The sequence below is a fragment of the Streptosporangium heterodermiicola genome, assembly GCF_051390675.1.
Classification (GTDB): domain Bacteria; phylum Actinomycetota; class Actinomycetes; order Streptosporangiales; family Streptosporangiaceae; genus Streptosporangium.
This window is the reverse complement of record NZ_JBPJSR010000016.1, coordinates 213847-230983: the sequence shown is the minus strand read 5'-3', so window position 1 is coordinate 230983 and position 17137 is coordinate 213847. Positions and strand designations below refer to the sequence as shown.

The window sequence follows — 17137 nt, the reverse complement described above, 5'->3', positions numbered from 1 at the left end:
CACGATGCCGGTACGACGAAAGAACCGCCGTTCGTCGACCTGTCCCCGAGGTACCGGTCGAGGGACGTCGGTGACCGTCACGAGCACGCGTGAACGGCCCCGCCCGTGGCCCTGCGCCCAGCCCGGCGATGAGCCGCACGCCCTGGCGGGGCCAGGTGCATGCGGCGGAAGGCCCAGGGCCTATCCCGCGGCTACTCCGCCTCCACCAGGCCGAGGTGGACCTGGCCGGTGTCGCCGAGCCGCCAGCCGGGATTGTGGCAGATCTCCCAGACCACCCCGTTGGGGTCGGCGACATGGCCGTGGTAGCCGCCGAAGTTCGCGGTCTGGGGAGGCTTCACGAGCGTGCCGCCCGCTTCGACGGCTCGCCGTACGGCGGCGTCGACGTCGGCGGGCGTCGGCACGTTGGTCGACAGGGTGAGACCGCCCAGCTTGCCGTCGGCCGCCGTGCCCCGCGTGTCCTCGACGAACTTTCCCGTGTCGAACAGCCCCAGGACCATCCCGGGGGCCACCTGAAAGAAGATGATCTCCCCTGGCACGTCCAGAAGCGGCGTCCAGCCCAGACCCTCGCGGTAGAACGCGCGGGCGGCGTCGAGATCAGGCGTCGACAAGGTTATGAAATGCACTTTCTGTTCCATACCACCAGCATGCCCGGACGGCGGGAGTGCCGTCTTGAACGAATCGGACACCGCGTCGTTTCACGGCACCACCACCGGCAAACCCCACCTCGTCGGCCGCGTCGCCCCAGGCATGGCCCCCCTCAGCCCCCGGTGGAACCGTCACCACCGGCCCGAGACCACCGGCCTCTTCGACCACGGTCGACGAGGTGATGGCAATCGTTGCCGGTGCCTTCGCCGCGATCCGCCACGCCGGCGCGGACACCGGCCGCGAACGCTCCGCGCACATCGCCCGGATCATCCTTGACGGGCTACGGCCCCGGCCCCCATAGCGAGGACCCGACTCGTGGAGTGGACTGCCGGACCGTGATCCGCCGATTCGGGCGCGCGGCGCGGTCGGTCATGGGTCCAGCGGGGTGAAAGTCCTGTGAGACAAGCGCGGCCCGCGCTGAGGACGTCAGTCCAGCGCGGCCGCCTTGCGCAGCAGCACCGAGCGTTCGCGCCGGTTGGCGCACAGCCGGGCGGCCAGCTCCAGCTCGGCGCGCGCCTCCGGTCGCCGGCCGAGGCGGGCCAGCAACTCCCCGCGTACGGTCGGAACCAGATGCGAGCCGGGGAGCCGGTCCGAGGCGATCAGCCCGTCCACGATGGCCAGGGCCCGCGCCGGACCCGAGGCCATGGCCACGGCGACGGCCCGGTTGAGTTCGACCACCGGCGAGGGCGCGGCCCGGCCGAGCGCCTCGTAGAGCAGCACGATCCGGTCCCAGTCGGTCGCCTCGACCGAGGGCGCCGACGCGTGGACGGCGGCGATCGCGGCCTGCAGGCCGTAGGGACCGAGGCCCCGGGCCGACGCCCTGGCCAGCGCGGCCAGTCCCCGGCGGATCGCCGGGAGGTCCCACAGCCGCCGGTCCTGGTCCTCAAGCAGGATCGGCGTGCCGTCCGGGCCGGTCCTGGCCGGGAAGCGCGCGGCCGTCAGCTCGCACAACGCGAGCAGGCCGTGCGCCTCCGGCTCGTCGGGCTGCAGCGCGGCCAGCGTGCGGGCCAGCCGGATCGCCTCGTACGCGACGTCGGGGCGCAGCAGCCGGTCGCCCGACGTGGCCGTCGACCCCTCGGTGAAGATCACGTAGAGGACGCCGAGCACACCGCCCAGCCGTTCCCGGCGCTCGCCGGCCGGCGGCAGCTCGAACGGCACCCCGGCCGCCGCGATCGCCTTCTTGCCCCGGGTGATGCGGGCCCGCACGGTCGGCACGGGTACCAGGAACGCGCGGGCGATCTCCTCGCTGGACAGGCCGCCGACCACGCGCAGGGTCAGCGCCACCCGGGACTCGCGGGAGAGCACCGGGTGGCAGCTGACGAACATCAGCGCCAGGACGTCGTCGTCGATCCGGTCGGGGTCGATCTCCTGATCGACCGCGAAGTCGGCCACGGAGTCGGCCACGGAGTCGGCCGCCAGCAGGGCGTATCGGTCCTGGAGGGCGGTCCGGCGGCGGATCGCGTCGATCGCCCGCCGCCGGGCCGTGGCCATCAGCCAGCCGGCCGGATTGGCCGGAGAGGCACGCGGCCACGACACCAGCGCCTCGGCCACCGCCTCCTGGGCCGCGTCCTCGGCCAGCCAGAAATCACCGGTGAACCGGGTCAGCGCGGCGACGATCCGGGCCGACTCGATCCGCCAGACGGCCTCGACGTCGGCCGTACCCATCAGACCCGGCCGTCGCTCTCGGCGGCCTGCGGGACCTCGTCGGCCTCGGCCACCCGCCGGACCTCGATCTTGGACCCGCGGACCGCCGGGAACCGCCTGGCCCACTCGACCGCCTCCTGCTTCGTGGCGACGTCGAGCAGGAAGTAGCCGCCGAACAGCTCCCTGGTCTCGCCGTACGGCCCGTCCGTGACCACCGGCGCCTCGCCGCCGAAGTCGACCACGACGCCCCGGCCCGGATCGTCCAGCCCCTCGGCCGCGAGGAGGACGTCGGCCTTGATCATCTCCTCGATGAACCGGCCGGTCGCGGCCATCGCCTCGTCGATCGAGGCCATCATGGCCGCGTTCGTCTCATCGGTGCCCCGCATGATCAGCATGTACTTCGGCATCGCGCTCTCCTCGTCCGGCGGGGCCGCCTGCCGGCCCTCGCACCCACACGTCGAACGAGCGGCCCGCGGATCGACACGGTCCCGGAGAAATCTCTCGCCGCGACGCGGCCGATCCTGTCATACCGGCCCCCGAACGACGGCTGACGTGGACGGGCCACGTCCGGCAGCGGAGGACGACCGACTACGCCGACAAGCCGGCCGAGACCGAGACCGACCGGTCTCCGGCCTCCCGAGGTTCCCGGCCCAGCCGTCTGACCGGTTCGATCGACAGCAGCGCCGCCACCACGCCGACCGTCACCAGGGCCGACCCCAGCATGAAGGTGCGCGGTTCGACCAGCGCGGTGACCGGACCGGCCAGCGCCTGCCCGACCGCCATGCCCGCGACCGACCCGGCCACCTGGTAGGCGTTCACCCGGTTCACCACGTCCGGCGCGACCTGCGTCTGCACGCTGGTCGACCACATCACCGACCAGAACGCCAACGCGCACCCCCCGAGCAGGTGCCCGGCCATCAGCAGCGGCAGCGGCGGCCCGAGCGCGACCGTCAGCGGCACCGCCACGTACCCGCTCAGCGCCACCGCCCCGGCCACCAGCGGCCTGCGCGGCCTGAGCCTGATCGCCACCAGCCCGCCCAGCACGGTGCCGAGGCCGAGCGCCGCCATCACCCAGCCGTAGTCGGCCCCGATGACCTGCGACGACAGCGGCACGTACGGCCCGACCACCAGGACGCCCCAGAACACCCAGACCAGGATGACCGACCACATCCAGGTCCTGGCCCTGAACTCCTCCCAGCCCCTGCGCAGGTCGCTCAGCACGTCGGAGGGCTCCGGCCTGGGTACGGCGACCCGGACCAGCAGCAGGCACACCCCGCTGACCAGGAACGTCGCGGCGTCCACCGTGTAGACGACGACCGGCCCGGCGGCGACGACGAGGACTCCGGCCAGTGCGGGACCCGTCAGGTGGGTGACCGCCTCGGCGATCTTCAGCGTCGCGTTGGCCCGCTGCGGATCTCCGGCGACCAGGAAGACCATGCCGTTGACGCCCGGTTCGAACACCCCGGCGGCCATGCCCGACAAGGACGCCGTCACCAGCAACAGGGCGTACGGCGGAGCGCCGTCCAGGAAGGCGACGGCCACGACCCCCTGGGTGGCGACCCTGACCACGTCCGCGCCGATCATCAGGCGCCTGGCGCCGATCCGGTCGGCGACGACCCCGCCGAACAACATGACCAGCACGGCCGACGCGGTCCAGAGCGCGAGCACGTAGCCGACGCCCGCGATCCCGTAGATTTTCCCGATCGCGAGCGCCGAGGCGACGGGCATCATCGCGTCACCGAGCAGCGAGATCGTGCGGGCCCCGAAGTAGAGGGTGAAGTTCCTCGTCCACATGAGCCCCAATTCTTGATTTTTCGAGATCAAGGCGCCGGTGTCCCAAATGACATCATTGGATACATTTACGCCATGTCCTTGGATTGCCGGGAAACGCTCCCGGCGCCCCCCAGCCCGCATCGCGTGGTCGCCCTGGTCGCCCCGAACCAGGAGCTCTACCCGGTCACCTCCGCCTCGGCCGTCTTCGGCTACCACGGCCCCGACATCCCCCGGCACTACAGCTTCAGCCAGTGCGCCGAACATCCCGGCTCCCTCCCCACCACCCTCGGCGTACCCATCCAGGTGGACAGCGGTCTCGAAGCCCTCGACGACGCCGACACCGTGCTCATCGCGAGCTGGACCCTCACCCCCTCGCCCGCCGTACTCCACGCGGTGTCCCGAGCCCATGCCCGAGGCGCCCGCATCGTCGCCGTCTGCGCCGGAATCTTCATCCCCGCCGCCCTGGGCCTCCTGGACGGCCGCCGCGCCTCCGTCCACTGGGAACTCTCCGGCGAACTCGCCGCCCGCCACCCCCGCGTCATCCTCGACGACACCGTCATCTACGTCGACCACGGCGACGTCGCCACCGCCGGAGCCTCGGCCGCCACCCTCGACCTCTGCCTTCACCAGGTCCTCCAGGAGCACGGCGCGGCCCACGCCATGCGCATCGGCCGCCAGCTCGCCGCCGGTCCGCACCGCGAGGGCTGCCAGCGCCAGTACCCTCCCCTCCCCACCACCGGCCCCATGCCGGACTCCCTGGCCCCCCTGCTCGAATGGCTCCTCTCGCGTCTGCCCGACCAGATCACCGTCGAGGACATGGCCGCCTACTCGGGCGTCTCCCCCCGCACCCTCACCCGTCAGTTCGCCGGCCGGCTCGGCGTCCCGCCCGCCCGCTGGCTGCTGGAACGCCGCCTGGCCGCCACCCGCGCCCTGCTGGAGGAGACCGACCTGCCCGTCGAGACCATCGCCACCCGCGTCGGCCTCTCCTCTGCGGTCAACCTCCGCCGCCGCTTCCACACCGCGCTGCGCACCACCCCGGCCGCCTACCGCCGCTCCTTCCGCTGAAAGTCCCGGGCGGTTCCGCCGCGATCCCGGCCGCGGACGACGTAGCGGACGACATCACGGAGGACACCGCGGCCGGTTCGGCCCGCACCACCGGCGGGTACTCTCCGCGTCGCCGCCCGCCCGCCCCGAAACGGCGTCGCCTACCTTTCCCGAAACAGCGTCGCCACCCGCCCACCCAGAAACGGCCCGGCTCGCCGCCCGGCCATCCGGCAGGCCGTCGGCACCGCCTCCCCCTACCCGACAAGGAATCACGCCATGACCGCCCCGCACGCCTTCCCCCTGGAGCCCACCTCGATCCACGTGTCCGACGAGGTCCTCGACGACCTGCGGGCCCGTCTCGCGTCGACCCGTCCGCCGCTGGACGAGGGGAACGAGGACTGGTCCTACGGCGTCCCGGACGGTTATCTGCGTGAGCTGGTCGCCTACTGGCGGGACGGCTACGACTGGCGCGAGGCCGAGGCCGCCATCAACACCTACGAGCACTATCAGGTGAGCGTCTCCGGTGTCCCGGTGCACTTCATGCGCAAGCCCGGACGCGGCCCCCGCCCGATCCCGCTGATCCTCACCCACGGCTGGCCGTGGACGTTCTGGCACTGGTCGAAGGTGATCGACCCGCTCGCCGACCCGGCCGCGTCCGGCGGTGACCCCGCCGACGCGTTCGACGTCATCGTGCCGTCCCTGCCCGGCTTCGGTTTCCCCGGCCCGCTCACCGGCTTTCCCGACGTCAACTTCTGGAAGGTCTCCGACCTCTGGCACACCCTGATGACCGAGACCCTGGGATACCGGAAATACGCCGCCGGGGGCTGCGACATCGGCGGGATCGTCTCCAGCCAGCTCGGCCACAAGTACGCCGACGAGCTGTACGGCATCCACATCGGCTCCGGGCTGCCGCTCGACTTCTTCACCGGCCCCCGCGCCTGGGACCTCGCCCGGAACCGGCCCCTCACCGACGACCAGCCCGCCGACGTCCGCGCCCGCGTCATCGAGCTGGACCACCGCTCGGCGTCCCACCTCGCCGTGCACACGCTCGACGGCGCCACCCTGGCCCACGGGCTGAGCGACTCGCCCGCCGGGCTGCTCGCCTGGCTGCTGGAGCGCTGGAACGCCTGGAGCGACAACGGCGGCGACGTGGAGTCCGTCTTCACCAAGGACGACCTGCTCACCCACGCCACGATCTACTGGGCGAACAACTCCATCGCCACGTCGATGCGTTACTACGCCAACGCCAACCGCTACCCCTGGGCCCCCGCCCACGACCGCACCCCGGTCGTGGAGGCCCCGGTCGGCCTCACCTTCGTCACGTACGAGAACCCGCCCGGCATCCACAGCGCCGACGAGCGCGTCCGGGCGTTCAGGACCGGCCCGCAGGGCGACTGGTTCAACCACGTCAACGTCAACGCCCACGACCACGGCGGCCACTTCATCCCCTGGGAGAACCCCGACGCCTGGGTGAGCGACCTGCGCCGCACCTTCCGCGGCCGCAGGCCCTGAACGACCCCGCGGGCTCGCCCGGTGACGGGCCGGGCGAACCTCACCCGGCGGGCACCGGACCGGTGCTCAGCGGACCAGGCGGAAGAAGGTCCGCACCTCGTCCACGAACGTCTCGGGCTGCTCGAAGGCGGCGAAGTGGCCGCCCCGGTCCAGCTCGTTCCAGTGCCGGATGTCGGTGAAGCGTTTGGAAACCCACCGGCGGGAGGGGCGCGGGTTCTCCTTGGGGAAGATCGAGCATCCCGTCGGCACCGTCACCACGTCGGTCGTCGCACCCGCGAAGCGCCGCTGGACCTGCTTGAAGCTCTCCCAGTACAGCCGGGCGGCCGACGCGCCGGTGCCCGGCAGCCAGTAGAACATGAGGTTGTCCAGCAGTTCGTCGCGGCTGAGGGCGTTCTCCGGGTGCCCGTCGCAGTCCGTCCAGGAGCGGAACTTCTCCACGATCCACGCGCACAGCAGCGCCGGGGAGTCCACGAGGCCGTAGCCGACGGTCTGCGGCCGGGTGGACTGCTCCAGTGAGTAACCGTCCTCCCACTCCCGCGCCCGTTCCAGCGCGGCCAGCGCGGCCCGTTCGGCGTCGGTGAGGTCGTCCATCGTGGCCGGGTCGGGGGCGGCGAGGGGCGGCATGAGGTGGATGCCCGCCACGTGCCCGGAGTCCTGCTGGCCGATGCTCGTCGCGATGCTGGTGCCCCAGTCGCCGCCCTGGGCGCCGTACCGGTCGTAGCCCAGCCGGGCCATGAGCCGGGCCCACGCGGCGGCGATCCGCTCGACGCCCCAGCCGGTGCCGGCCGGCTTGTCGCTGAACCCGTAGCCGGGCAGCGACGGGCACACGACGTGGAACGCGTCGGCCGCGTCGCCGCCGTGGGCCGGCGGGTCGGTCAGCGGGCCGATCACCTTCAGGAACTCCACCACCGAGCCCGGCCAGCCGTGCGTGAGAACGAGCGGCAGCGCGCCCTCGTGCGGGGAGCGCACGTGCGCGAAGTGGATGCCGAGCCCGTCGACGTCGGTACGGAACTGCGGCAGCGCGTTCAGCCGCCGCTCCGTGGCCCGCCAGTCGTACTCCTCGGCCCAGTAGCGGCACAGCTCCCGCACGTAGGCCAGCGGGACGCCCTGGGACCAGTCGTCCACGGTCTCCTTCTCCGGCCACCTGGTACGGGCCAGGCGGTCGCGCAGATCGCGCAGATCGGCCTCGGGGACTCGCAGTCGGAACGGGGTCACCGGCTGGGACATCAGTGCCCTCCTTCTCGATCGGTCGGCCTTTCCGGCGCCGGGTGCGCCGTCGCCGGTCATCGAGCCGCCAGCAGGAGCGCCTGCTGCGGCGCGAGGCGGATCCGGCCGGACCCGGGACGGTCGGGGGTGACCGCCGGGTCGTCGCTGTCGAACACCGCGGGCGCCGGCAGTTCCACCTCGGCCGACGGCGTGTCGCGCAGGTTCGCCACCACCCACAGGTCGCCCCGGCGGTAGGCGGTCACCGCCGCGCCGATCTCCGCGCCGATCTCCTGCCTGGTCACCTCGTCGGTCACGGCGAGGTGACCGGCCAGCCGGCGCCGGACCGTCAGGAGGCGGCGCAGGGCGTTCAGGTGCGAGGCCGGGTCGTCCGTCTGGCCCGCCACGGTGTCGGAGCGGGTCCGGCCGCCGCCGGGCAGCCACGGGCGGCCGGTCGTGAACCCCAGCCCGGCGCCCGGACGCCACGGCATCGGCGTGCGGACGACGTCGCGGCTCTGGTCGGGCTGCGCCGCGCCCAGCGGGTCGGCGCCCTCCCCCGGCGGCACCCGCCCGTCGCCCAGGCCGAGCTCCTCGCCCTGGTAGAGCCAGACCGTGCCGGGCAGCAGCGCCATCAGCACGTGCAGCGCCAGCGACCTGCGCCGCCCCGGCGTTCCGCCCCCGTACCGCGTGGCGGCCCTGGAGCGGTCGTGGTTGCCCTGCACCCAGGACAGGCGCGGCGACGCCGCCACCGCGGCCGTGATCATCGCGTCGATGCGGTCGGGGTCCCAGCCGGTCTCCACCAGCCCGAACCAGAACGACGAGTGCAGCCGCTCGCCCGCCACGAAGCGGGCGAGCGCGACGGGGTCCAGCTCGTACACCTCGCCGACGAGGAACGCGCCGTGGCGGTCGGCGACCTCGCGCCACTGCTCGTGCACGGCGTGCACGTCAGGCTGGTGGATGTCGTGGCGGTGATCCTGGCGGCGCCAGTCCAGGGTCGTCCCGAGCGTCGGCGCGAGCCGGTCGGGCGGCAGCGGCGGGTTGTCGCGCAGGCCCGCGTCCTTGACCAGGTAGGCGGCGGTGTCGACGCGGAAGCCGTCGAGCCCGCGCGCGAGCCAGTACTCGATGACCGCGTCGATCTCGGCGGCGAGCGCGGGGTTGCGCCAGTTGAGGTCGGGCTGCTCGGGCCGGAACAGGTGCAGGTAGTACTGGCCGGTGGCCGGGCTGAACGTCCAGGCCGGGCCGCCGAAGTGGGACAGCCAGTTGTTCGGGGGGCCGCCGCCGGGAGCCGGGTCGCGCCAGACGTAGTAGTCGCGACGCGGCTCCGACCGCGAGGAGGACGCGGCGGCGAACCACGGATGGGCGTCGCTGGTGTGGTTCACGACCAGGTCGCCGATCACCCGCATGCCCCGGCGACGCGCCTGGTCGAGCAGCTCGTCCAGGGCGGCCTCGCCGCCGAAGGACGGGTCCACCGCGCGGTAGTCGGCGATGTCGTAGCCGTGGTCGCGCATGGGGGACCGGAAGAACGGCGTCAGCCACACCACGTCGACGGCCAGCCGGGCCAGGTGGTCCAGGTGCGCGCTCACCCCGGCCAGGTCACCCCACCCGTCACCGGTGCTGTCGCGAAACGACGGCAGGTACACCTGGTAGCCGACCGCGTCGCGCCACCACGGCCGGACCCGGGAGCGCCGCAGCAGGTGGGCGAGCTGCCCGAGGTCGAGCAGGCGGAGGTCGCCGTCGAGGCCGCGCAGTGCCGCGCAGCGCATGCCGGCGGCCCGCCCGGCGGCGAGCCCGGGCTCGGAGTCCTCGACGACGAGGCAGGCGGCCGGGTCGGCTCCCAGCCGGGCCGCCGCCCGCAGGTAGCCCTCGGGGTCGGGCTTACCCGCCCGCACGTCGTCGACGGTGAGCAGCAGCGGCGGGTCGATGCCGGCCGCGTGCAACCGTTCCTCTGCCAGCCGCCGGTCGGCGCTGGTGACCACCGCCCACGGCAGCCCGAGCCGGTCCATCTCGGCGAGCAGGTCGTGCGCGCCGGGCGCGGCGGCGACGTCCGCCAGGTCGTCGTACTGCAGGGCGTGCTGACGCCGCGCGGCCTCCGCGACCTCGTGCGCGTCGAGCGCGGGCAGCAGCCGCCGTACGGTGTGCGCCGCGGGGTTGCCGTGTGCCACGGCCAGCACCGCCGCCACATCCGCGCCGTACTCGCCCGCCCAGGTCGTCCAGGCCCGCTCGACCGACGCGTCGGAGTCGACGAGGGTGCCGTCCATGTCCAGGAGCACCGCTTCGAGCGCTTCGAGATCCAGCCGTTGTCGCCGCACAGGGGCCTCCTCCGATAAACTCGTAGCACGAGGATATAGGAGGTGACGGTGCCCATGACAAGCTCCGCAGGCCGGGCGCGGTCCGTCCGCGCGCGGGACGCCCGCTGGCGCGGCGCGCTGGCCGTGCTGGAGGAGATGCGCCGCGAGCCTGGCGCGACCCGGGCGGGCGTGGCGCGCCGGCTCGGCCTCACCACGGGGTCGGCCACCGAGATCACCGCGCGGCTGCGCGAGCTGGCGCTGCTCGTCGAGAGTCCGGCCGCCGTCTCCGGCCGGGGCCGCCCGACGACCGTCCTGCGCCCGCATCCGGACGGCCCGGTCGTCATCGCCGTCGACGTCCGGCAGGAGGACTGGCGGGTCGCGGTCGCGGAGCTCGACGGCAGGCCGCGCCTCGCCGAGGCGGCCGCGCACGCCGGCCGCGACCCCGATCAGGTGGTCGGCACGGTCGCGGAGGCGGTACGGCGGGTGCGCGAGCGTCACGGGCGGCGCGTCCGGGCCGTGTCGGTGGCGGTCGCCGCGACCGTGCGGCACGGCCGGGTCGTGCAGTCCGCGGCGCTGGGCTGGGACGCGGTGGACCTCGCCGCGCTGGCGCCCGAGCCGCGCCTGCCGCTGCTCGTCGGGAACGACGCGACGCTGGCCGGCGCCGCCGAGGCCCGCTACGGCGGCGGCGCCGGGGTCGGCACGGCGTTGCACGTCACGATCGAGGTGGGCGTGGGCGGCACCCTGGTCGCGGACGGCCGCCCCGTCGCGGGCGCGACCGGCACCGGCGGCGAGTTCGGCCATCTCCCGCTCGGCGATCCCGCGCTGCGCTGCCCGTGCGGCGCGCTGGGCTGCTGGGACCTCGCGGTCGACGGCCGGGCCATCGCCCGTCATCTCGGGGAGCCTCCGCCCCGCGACCCGCGCAGCTACGCGCGGACGGCCCTGGCCAGGGCGGAGGGGGACGCGGCGGTCCGGGCCGCGGTGGGACGGGCCGCGAGCGGGTTCGGCCGCGGCCTCGCCGGACTGATCAACGCCCTGGATCCCGGCATCGTCACATTGGGCGGCCTCGCCGAACCGCTGCGCTCCGCGGCCACCACGGAGTTCGGCGCGGCCCTGGCCGACGGGCTGATGAGCTTCCGCCGCCTGGACCCGCCGCCGGTGGTGGCCGCCGTACTGGGCGAGGACGGAGCGCTGCACGGGGCGGCGGCCACCGCGCTGGACCAGGTCCTCACCGAGGAGAGCCTCGGCGCGTGGGCGGCCGAGCGCTCCGGACGATGACCACCGGCCTGTCCGCGCGGTCCTCGCCCGGCGATCGGCTCCGGCGAGGGCTGGTGCCGCGGGACGTCACGCCGTGCGCTACGGAGCGCATTTGATAATCTACAAAGAGTCGCTTTCATCGTATTTGGCATGCTTTGACATCGCCATCTCCCTGGGCCGTCCCGCCTCCTTCACCATCGTGGAGGGCCGGGCCACCGGCCGGCCGCCGCCCGCGCCTCCTGACACGCGAACAGCCGCCCCCGACCGTCGCCGGCCACGAGGAACCCGTGGCCACCTGTCATCGCGTCGCGCCCCGCAGGCCCGCCCGGGGCGTGAGCAGCGCCTGCAGCGCGGTGGCCGCGGTGGCCGCGATCGAGTCCTGGCTCTCGTCCGCGATGGTCGGTACGCGAACGATGTGCCGTGCGACGATGATCCCCATCAGCATGGCCGAGGCGAGGCCCACGCGCAGGCGTGTGTCGTCGTCGTCCCGCAGGTGCGCGGGGGCGCCCTTCATCAGCCGGGCCTCGATGAAGTCGCGGAGCTGCTCGGCCGCGCGTTCCCGGGCGATCGCACCGCGGAGCATCGCCAGCAGTGGCCTGGACGCCTGCGGATCGTCCTCCCAGACACCGAGGAAGGCGCGCGTGACGCGCTCCCCGATGCCGTCCTCGGGCCCTTGCCACGCGTCGGTCATGCGCGCGAGCGCGGCCGGCGGCACGGACATGACGGCGCCGAAGAGCTCGTCCTTCGACGTGAAGAACTGCATGACCAGGGCGGCGTCGACCCCCGCGTCCGCCGCGATCCCGCGGATCGTCGTGGCCGTGAAACCGTCGGCGGCGAAGCGAGCCCGCGCCGCGTCGAGGACGGCCTGCCGGGTTTCGCTCCGACCCGGCCTGCGACCGCGCCGCCGGCGCGAGGGGGCGCCGTCCCGGCCCGACGACGTGCCCCCGGACGCATCGTTCTCCACCATGGCGCCAACTTCCGGTGATGTCGGGCCGACTGTGCCCGTGACGCACTCCCGCCGGGTCCACAGCCGCGTGGGCGACTCTCGCGCGAAGCATATCAACGTCCGTTGACTTCACCTGCCCATCAGGGTGCGCACCCGTCCCCGTTGGGCGGGGCGCCAGGCCGTCGGGCCGGGGGCCGGTCCGGCGCGGCCGTACGGGGCTGTGACCCATCACACTCTCCTTCATATCAACGTGTGTTGATATAAATTCCCGGCGGACGTACGCTGTGGACGCCGACGACGCCTTGACCTGCCCGAACGTCCCGGAAGCGTGCGCGCCCCCCGATGACGGCCGCATGTGCGCACCGGGCACCGGAACGCGGACGTCCCGGCCTCCGGAGGAAACGGCCCGATACGGAGCCGGTTCCGGGAAGAAAGACGAAGGAGTCCCTCATGAGCGAGGACCAGAAGGTGTACATGCCGTCCCACCCGCTGGAGCCGGGTGACAGGTACGGCGTTCTGAGCGGGTTCGATCCGGGCACGCGAACCCTGCCGGCGGGTTTCCGGATCGCGCCCGCGTTCCGCCCCATCCCGGTCGACATCGTGCTGGAGAAGGACGTGGCGGTCACCCTGCGCGACGGCGTGACCATCCATGTCGACGTGCTTCGTCCCGCCGGAGCGGACAAGGTGCCCGTCATCGTGGCGTGGAGCCCGTACGGCAAGGGCCAGGGGACCTCCGCCAGTGTGATGGGCGTGTTCGGGCTGGTCGGGCTGGACAACGCGATCGTCTCGGGTCTGGAGAAGTTCGAGGGTCCCGACCCGGCCTACTGGTGCGCGCGGGGCTACGCGGTCTGCAACCCGGACGTCCGGGGTGTGGCCGACTCCGAGGGCGACAGCGTCCTGTGGGATCGCCAGGAGGGCCGCGACTGCCACGACCTGATCGAGTGGCTGGCCGTCCAGGAGTGGTGCACCGGCAAGGTCGCGATGAGCGGGACCTCCTACCTCGCGGTCTCGCAGTGGTTCACCGCGGCCGAACAACCTCCGCACCTGGCGGCGATCAATCCGTGGGAGGGCGTGAGCGACGTCTACCGCGACCTGGTGATGCGGGGCGGCATGCCCGACCACGGGTTCGCCAGGCAACTGCGGGACCACAGCTTCTGGGGCAAGAACAACAAAGAGGACATCATCGCGGAGGCCGAGCGCTATCCGCTCATGAACGACCTGTGGGAGGACAAGATCCCGCGCTTCGACCGGATCACGGTGCCGGCGTACGTCGTGGCCAGCTACTCCAACACCCTGCACACCGCGGGAACGTTCCGCGCCTGGCGGCGGATGGCCTCGCGGGACAAGTGGCTCCGCGTCCACAACAGCCAGGAGTGGCCCGACTACTACGACGAGGCGAACAGGGAGGACCTGCGCCGGTTCTTCGACCACTACCTCAAGGGCGAGGACAACGGGTGGGAGCGGACGCCGCGCGTCCGCTACTCCGTCCTCGACCTCCAGGGCGGCGACCGGGTCGGCGTCGCCGCGGAGGAGTTCCCTCCCCCGGACGTCGTCCCGACGAGGTACTACCTCGACGGCCGCTCGCGCGCCCTGGTCACGGCCGCACCGGCGGAGGAGGCGAGCGCGCTCTACGAGGTCGGATCGAACCCGGACGCGGTGTCGTTCGTCACCCGCTTCGACCGGGAGACCGTGCTGGTCGGCTACCCGAAGGCGCACCTGTACGTCGAGGCACGAGGCGCCGACGACATGGACCTGTTCGTCCTCGTCCAGAAGCTCGACGCGTACGGCACCCCGTTGCAGCAGTTCACCGTGCCCAACCAGGGCGCGCTCGCGCAGGACCTCACCGAACGCGGCGCCTCGATCCTGCGGTACAAGGGATCCGACGGACGCCTGCGTGTCTCCATGCGCCACCTGGACGAGACGCTGTCGACCGACGCCGTACCCGCTCACGGCTTCGACCGGATCGAGAGGCTCTCCCCCGGCCAGATCGTCGGCGTCGACATCGACCTGCTCCCGATCGGCCTCGCCTTCCACCCCGGCGAACAGCTCCGCCTCGTCATCAGCGGCCGGCACCTCCTCGGGCCGATGATGCCCGGCCTGGTCGAGTACACCCCGGCCAACGGCGGGAGGCACGTCATCCACACCGGCGGCGAACACGCCTCCTACCTGCAACTTCCCGTCCAGCCACACCACGCGCGGTCCGACCGGCGAGGCGCGGGGGAAGCGGTGCGCTGAGCGGCCAGGATGGCGGCATGGGGGAACACGACAGGCGATGGCTCTTCGCCGATCAGCTCGGGGACCACTTCCTCGACTCCGACGACCAGCCGGTGCTGCTGGTCGAGGCCAGGTCGGTGCTGCGGCGGCGGCGCTACCACCGGCAGAAGGCGCACCTGACGCTCTCGGCGCTGCGGCACCGGGCGGCCGAGCTGGGCGACCGCGCGCTGTTCCTGCGGACCGGCACCTTCGCCGAGGCGCTCGGCCGCGCCGGCTGCCGGGTCACCGTCTGCGGGCCCACCAGCCACGCGGCCGACGCGTTCGTCCGGGGCCGCGCCGAGGTGACCGTCCTGCCCTCGCGCGGGTTCACCAGCACCGCGGAGGAGTTCAGCGCCTGGGCCAGGAGCAGGGAGGGCCACCGGCTGCTCATGGAGGACTTCTACCGCGACGCCCGGCGCCGCCTGGACGTGCTCATGGACGGCGACGAGCCCGCCGGCGGCCGGTGGAACCTCGACGCCGAGAACCGCGAGCCGCCGCCCGCCGGGGGGCTGGACGTGCCCGGCCCGTGGACGGCCGAGGAGGACGAGATCGACGAGCGGGTGCGCCACGACCTCGACCGGTGGGAGAGCGACGGCGAGATGTCCTTCGTCGGGCGCGACGGCCCGCGCGTGTTCCCCGTCACCGTCGCGGAGGCCCACGGCGCGCTGCGGCACTTCATCCGCCACCGGCTGCCCGCCTTCGGCCCGTACCAGGACGCGATGCTCACCGGCGACCCGTTCATGGCGCACAGCATGCTCTCGCCCGCCATCAACCTCGGGCTGCTCGACCCCATGACGTGCGTGCGGGCCGCCGAGGCCGCCTACCGGGCGGGGCACGCCCCGCTCACGAGCGTCGAGGGGTACGTGCGGCAGCTCATCGGCTGGCGCGACTACATCTGGCACCTGTACTGGTACTTCGGCGAGGACTACCGCGACCTCAACCGGCTGTCGGCCCGCACCGCGCTGCCCGCCTGGTTCGAGGAGCTGGACGCGGACGCCGTCGAGGCGCGCTGCCTGTCGTGGGCGCTCGCCCAGGTGCGCGACACCGGGTTCGCCCACCACATCGTCCGGCTGATGGTGCTCGGGAACTTCGCGCTCCAGCGGGGGTACGACCCCGCGCGGCTGACCGACTGGTTCCACCGTTGCTTCGTCGACGGGTACGACTGGGTGATGGTGCCCAACGTGATCGGCATGTCGCAGCACGCCGACGGCGGCATGCTGGCGACCAAGCCGTACGCGGCCGGGGGCGCGTACATCAACCGCATGAGCGACTTCTGCGCGCCCTGCCGCTACCGGCCCTCCCGGCGGACCGGCGAGGACGCCTGCCCGTTCACCGCGGGCTACTGGTGGTTCTTCGCCCGCAACCAGGAGTGGCTGGCCGCCAACCCGCGCACGGCCCGCGGCGTGCACGGCATGCGGCGGCTCGACGACCTGGACGAGGTGTGCGCCCAGGAGGCCGCGCGCGGCGACGCGCCCCCCTGACCGATTTCGGCACGCCCGCCCGCCGGTCCGGGGAAGGCCGCGGCGGTCACGGCCCGGGTGCGTGAGGCTCGGCCGGTTCCTCGTCCGTCCGGGCACCCGATCGGATCGGATCGCGGCGATCGGGTACGGCCGGGGTTCCTCCGGCAGGGTTGACATCGAAAGGGGGCCCCGTGATCTCGGCGCTCAACCGGCTTGTCGGCCTCGTCGAGGAGCATCTCGCCGAGGAGTTCGACGTCCACGGGCTGGCCAGGGAACTCGGCACGACCGAGTACCACCTGCGCCGGATGTTCTCGTCGCTGGCCGGCATGCCGCTGTCGGAATACGTGCGCCGCCGCCGCATGACCGTCGCCGCCGCCGACGTCGTCCGGCGCGAGGACGACCTGCTGAGCATCGCCGTCCGGCACGGGTACGGCTCGACCGAGGCGTTCGGGCGCGCGTTCCGCGCGGTCCACGGCTCAGGTCCCGGTGACGTGCGCCGCGACGGAGGCCCCCTGCGCACACAACCACGGCTCAGGTTCCGCCTGACCGTCGAAGGGAGCATCCCCATGGACACCCGCCTCGTCGACCGCCCCGCGTTCCGGCTGGCCGGACACGCGGCCCGGGTCCCGCTCATCCACCAGGGCGTCAACCCGCACATCCAGCGGCACATCGCCGCGCTGCCGCAGGAGGAGCATCTCCGGCTGAAGGCCCTCGGCGACCTCGAACCGGAGGGCCTGCTGCAGGTCAGCGACGATCTCGACCCCGACGGCGCGGAGGGCGGCGAACTGACCTACCTGCACGGCGTCGCCGTCTCCCGGGACACGCCGGTCCCCGACGACCTCGACGCCATCGAGGTACCGGCCGGCAGGTGGGCGGTCTTCCGCACCGCGGGACCGCATCCGCAGGCGCTGCAGGACACCTGGGCCGCGACCGCGACCGAGTGGTTCCCCTCCAACCCGTGGCGGCTGCGGCCGGGCCCCTCGATCGTCGCGTTCCTCGAACGCGCGGACGACTTCAGCTCCGCGACCTGCGAGCTGTGGCTACCCGTCGAACCGGCGTGACGGAAGGCGGGCACGGGATCACCCCGGGCCGCCGGACGCCTCCGCCCGGCCGAC

General features: G+C 73.2%; 14 protein-coding genes. 6 read left to right on the top strand and 8 right to left on the bottom strand.

Features of this window, described 5'->3' with window-relative positions:
* Positions 1-191 precede the first annotated feature (191 nt).
* The 5 genes from ACSC1Q_RS30805 to ACSC1Q_RS30785 all read right to left on the bottom strand — a co-directional run bounded on the left by ACSC1Q_RS30805 (position 192) and on the right by ACSC1Q_RS30785 (position 4083).
* Complete coding sequence (locus ACSC1Q_RS30805) at positions 192-635, bottom strand: VOC family protein (protein WP_436762188.1); 444 nt, start codon at positions 633-635, stop codon at positions 192-194.
* Positions 595-915 carry a hypothetical protein gene (locus tag ACSC1Q_RS30800; RefSeq protein WP_436762196.1) on the bottom strand — a complete coding sequence of 107 codons (321 nt, stop codon included), beginning with the start codon at positions 913-915 and terminating at the stop codon, positions 595-597. Before ACSC1Q_RS30800 ends, ACSC1Q_RS30805 begins: the two co-directional genes overlap by 41 nt.
* A 156-nt stretch (positions 916-1071) precedes the next feature.
* Positions 1072-2310: an RNA polymerase sigma factor gene (locus ACSC1Q_RS30795; protein WP_436762187.1), complete on the bottom strand. Its 1239-nt coding sequence runs from the start codon at positions 2308-2310 to the stop codon at positions 1072-1074.
* Positions 2310-2696, bottom strand: a complete 387-nt coding sequence (locus tag ACSC1Q_RS30790) for a YciI family protein (protein WP_436762186.1) — start codon at positions 2694-2696, stop codon at positions 2310-2312. Before ACSC1Q_RS30790 ends, ACSC1Q_RS30795 begins: the two co-directional genes overlap by 1 nt.
* A gap of 181 nt (positions 2697-2877) precedes the next feature.
* Complete coding sequence (locus ACSC1Q_RS30785) at positions 2878-4083, bottom strand: MFS transporter (RefSeq protein WP_436762185.1); 1206 nt, start codon at positions 4081-4083, stop codon at positions 2878-2880.
* Between the two features lie 72 nt (positions 4084-4155).
* On the opposite strand from ACSC1Q_RS30785, the gene ACSC1Q_RS30780 reads away from it, so the two are divergent.
* Entirely contained in the window at positions 4156-5127 is a 972-nt protein-coding gene (locus ACSC1Q_RS30780; RefSeq protein WP_436762184.1) for a GlxA family transcriptional regulator, read from the top strand.
* A gap of 255 nt (positions 5128-5382) precedes the next feature.
* Positions 5383-6618, top strand: coding sequence for an epoxide hydrolase family protein (locus ACSC1Q_RS30775; RefSeq protein ID WP_436762183.1), 1236 nt, complete (start codon positions 5383-5385; stop codon positions 6616-6618).
* A gap of 66 nt (positions 6619-6684) precedes the next feature.
* Here the strand turns inward: ACSC1Q_RS30775 and ACSC1Q_RS30770 are convergent, their stop codons facing one another.
* Together ACSC1Q_RS30770 and ACSC1Q_RS30765 are read right to left on the bottom strand one after the other, a co-directional pair.
* Positions 6685-7845: an epoxide hydrolase family protein gene (locus ACSC1Q_RS30770; protein WP_436762182.1), complete on the bottom strand. Its 1161-nt coding sequence runs from the start codon at positions 7843-7845 to the stop codon at positions 6685-6687.
* 56 nt (positions 7846-7901) lie between these two features.
* Positions 7902-10130, bottom strand: coding sequence for an HAD-IA family hydrolase (locus ACSC1Q_RS30765; RefSeq protein ID WP_436762181.1), 2229 nt, complete (start codon positions 10128-10130; stop codon positions 7902-7904).
* 54 nt (positions 10131-10184) lie between these two features.
* Between ACSC1Q_RS30765 and ACSC1Q_RS30760 the strand changes: the two genes are divergently transcribed.
* The gene (locus tag ACSC1Q_RS30760) at positions 10185-11384 is read left to right on the top strand and encodes an ROK family transcriptional regulator (protein WP_436762180.1); all 1200 of its coding nucleotides are present in this window, start codon (positions 10185-10187) and stop codon (positions 11382-11384) included.
* Positions 11385-11661: 277 nt separating this feature from the next.
* Here the strand turns inward: ACSC1Q_RS30760 and ACSC1Q_RS30755 are convergent, their stop codons facing one another.
* Positions 11662-12330: a TetR/AcrR family transcriptional regulator gene (locus ACSC1Q_RS30755; RefSeq protein ID WP_436762179.1), complete on the bottom strand. Its 669-nt coding sequence runs from the start codon at positions 12328-12330 to the stop codon at positions 11662-11664.
* A 429-nt stretch (positions 12331-12759) separates the two neighbouring features.
* On the opposite strand from ACSC1Q_RS30755, the gene ACSC1Q_RS30750 reads away from it, so the two are divergent.
* From ACSC1Q_RS30750 to ACSC1Q_RS30740, 3 genes are all read left to right on the top strand, one after another.
* A complete protein-coding gene (locus tag ACSC1Q_RS30750; protein WP_436762178.1) occupies positions 12760-14544 on the top strand; it encodes a CocE/NonD family hydrolase in 1785 nt (594 codons plus the stop codon).
* A gap of 17 nt (positions 14545-14561) precedes the next feature.
* On the top strand, positions 14562-16043 hold the full coding sequence (locus tag ACSC1Q_RS30745; RefSeq protein ID WP_436762177.1) for a cryptochrome/photolyase family protein: 1482 nt from the start codon (positions 14562-14564) through the stop codon (positions 16041-16043).
* Between the two features lie 170 nt (positions 16044-16213).
* Positions 16214-17083 carry an AraC family transcriptional regulator gene (locus tag ACSC1Q_RS30740; protein ID WP_436762176.1) on the top strand — a complete coding sequence of 290 codons (870 nt, stop codon included), beginning with the start codon at positions 16214-16216 and terminating at the stop codon, positions 17081-17083.
* The last annotated feature ends 54 nt before the right edge of the window (positions 17084-17137 follow it).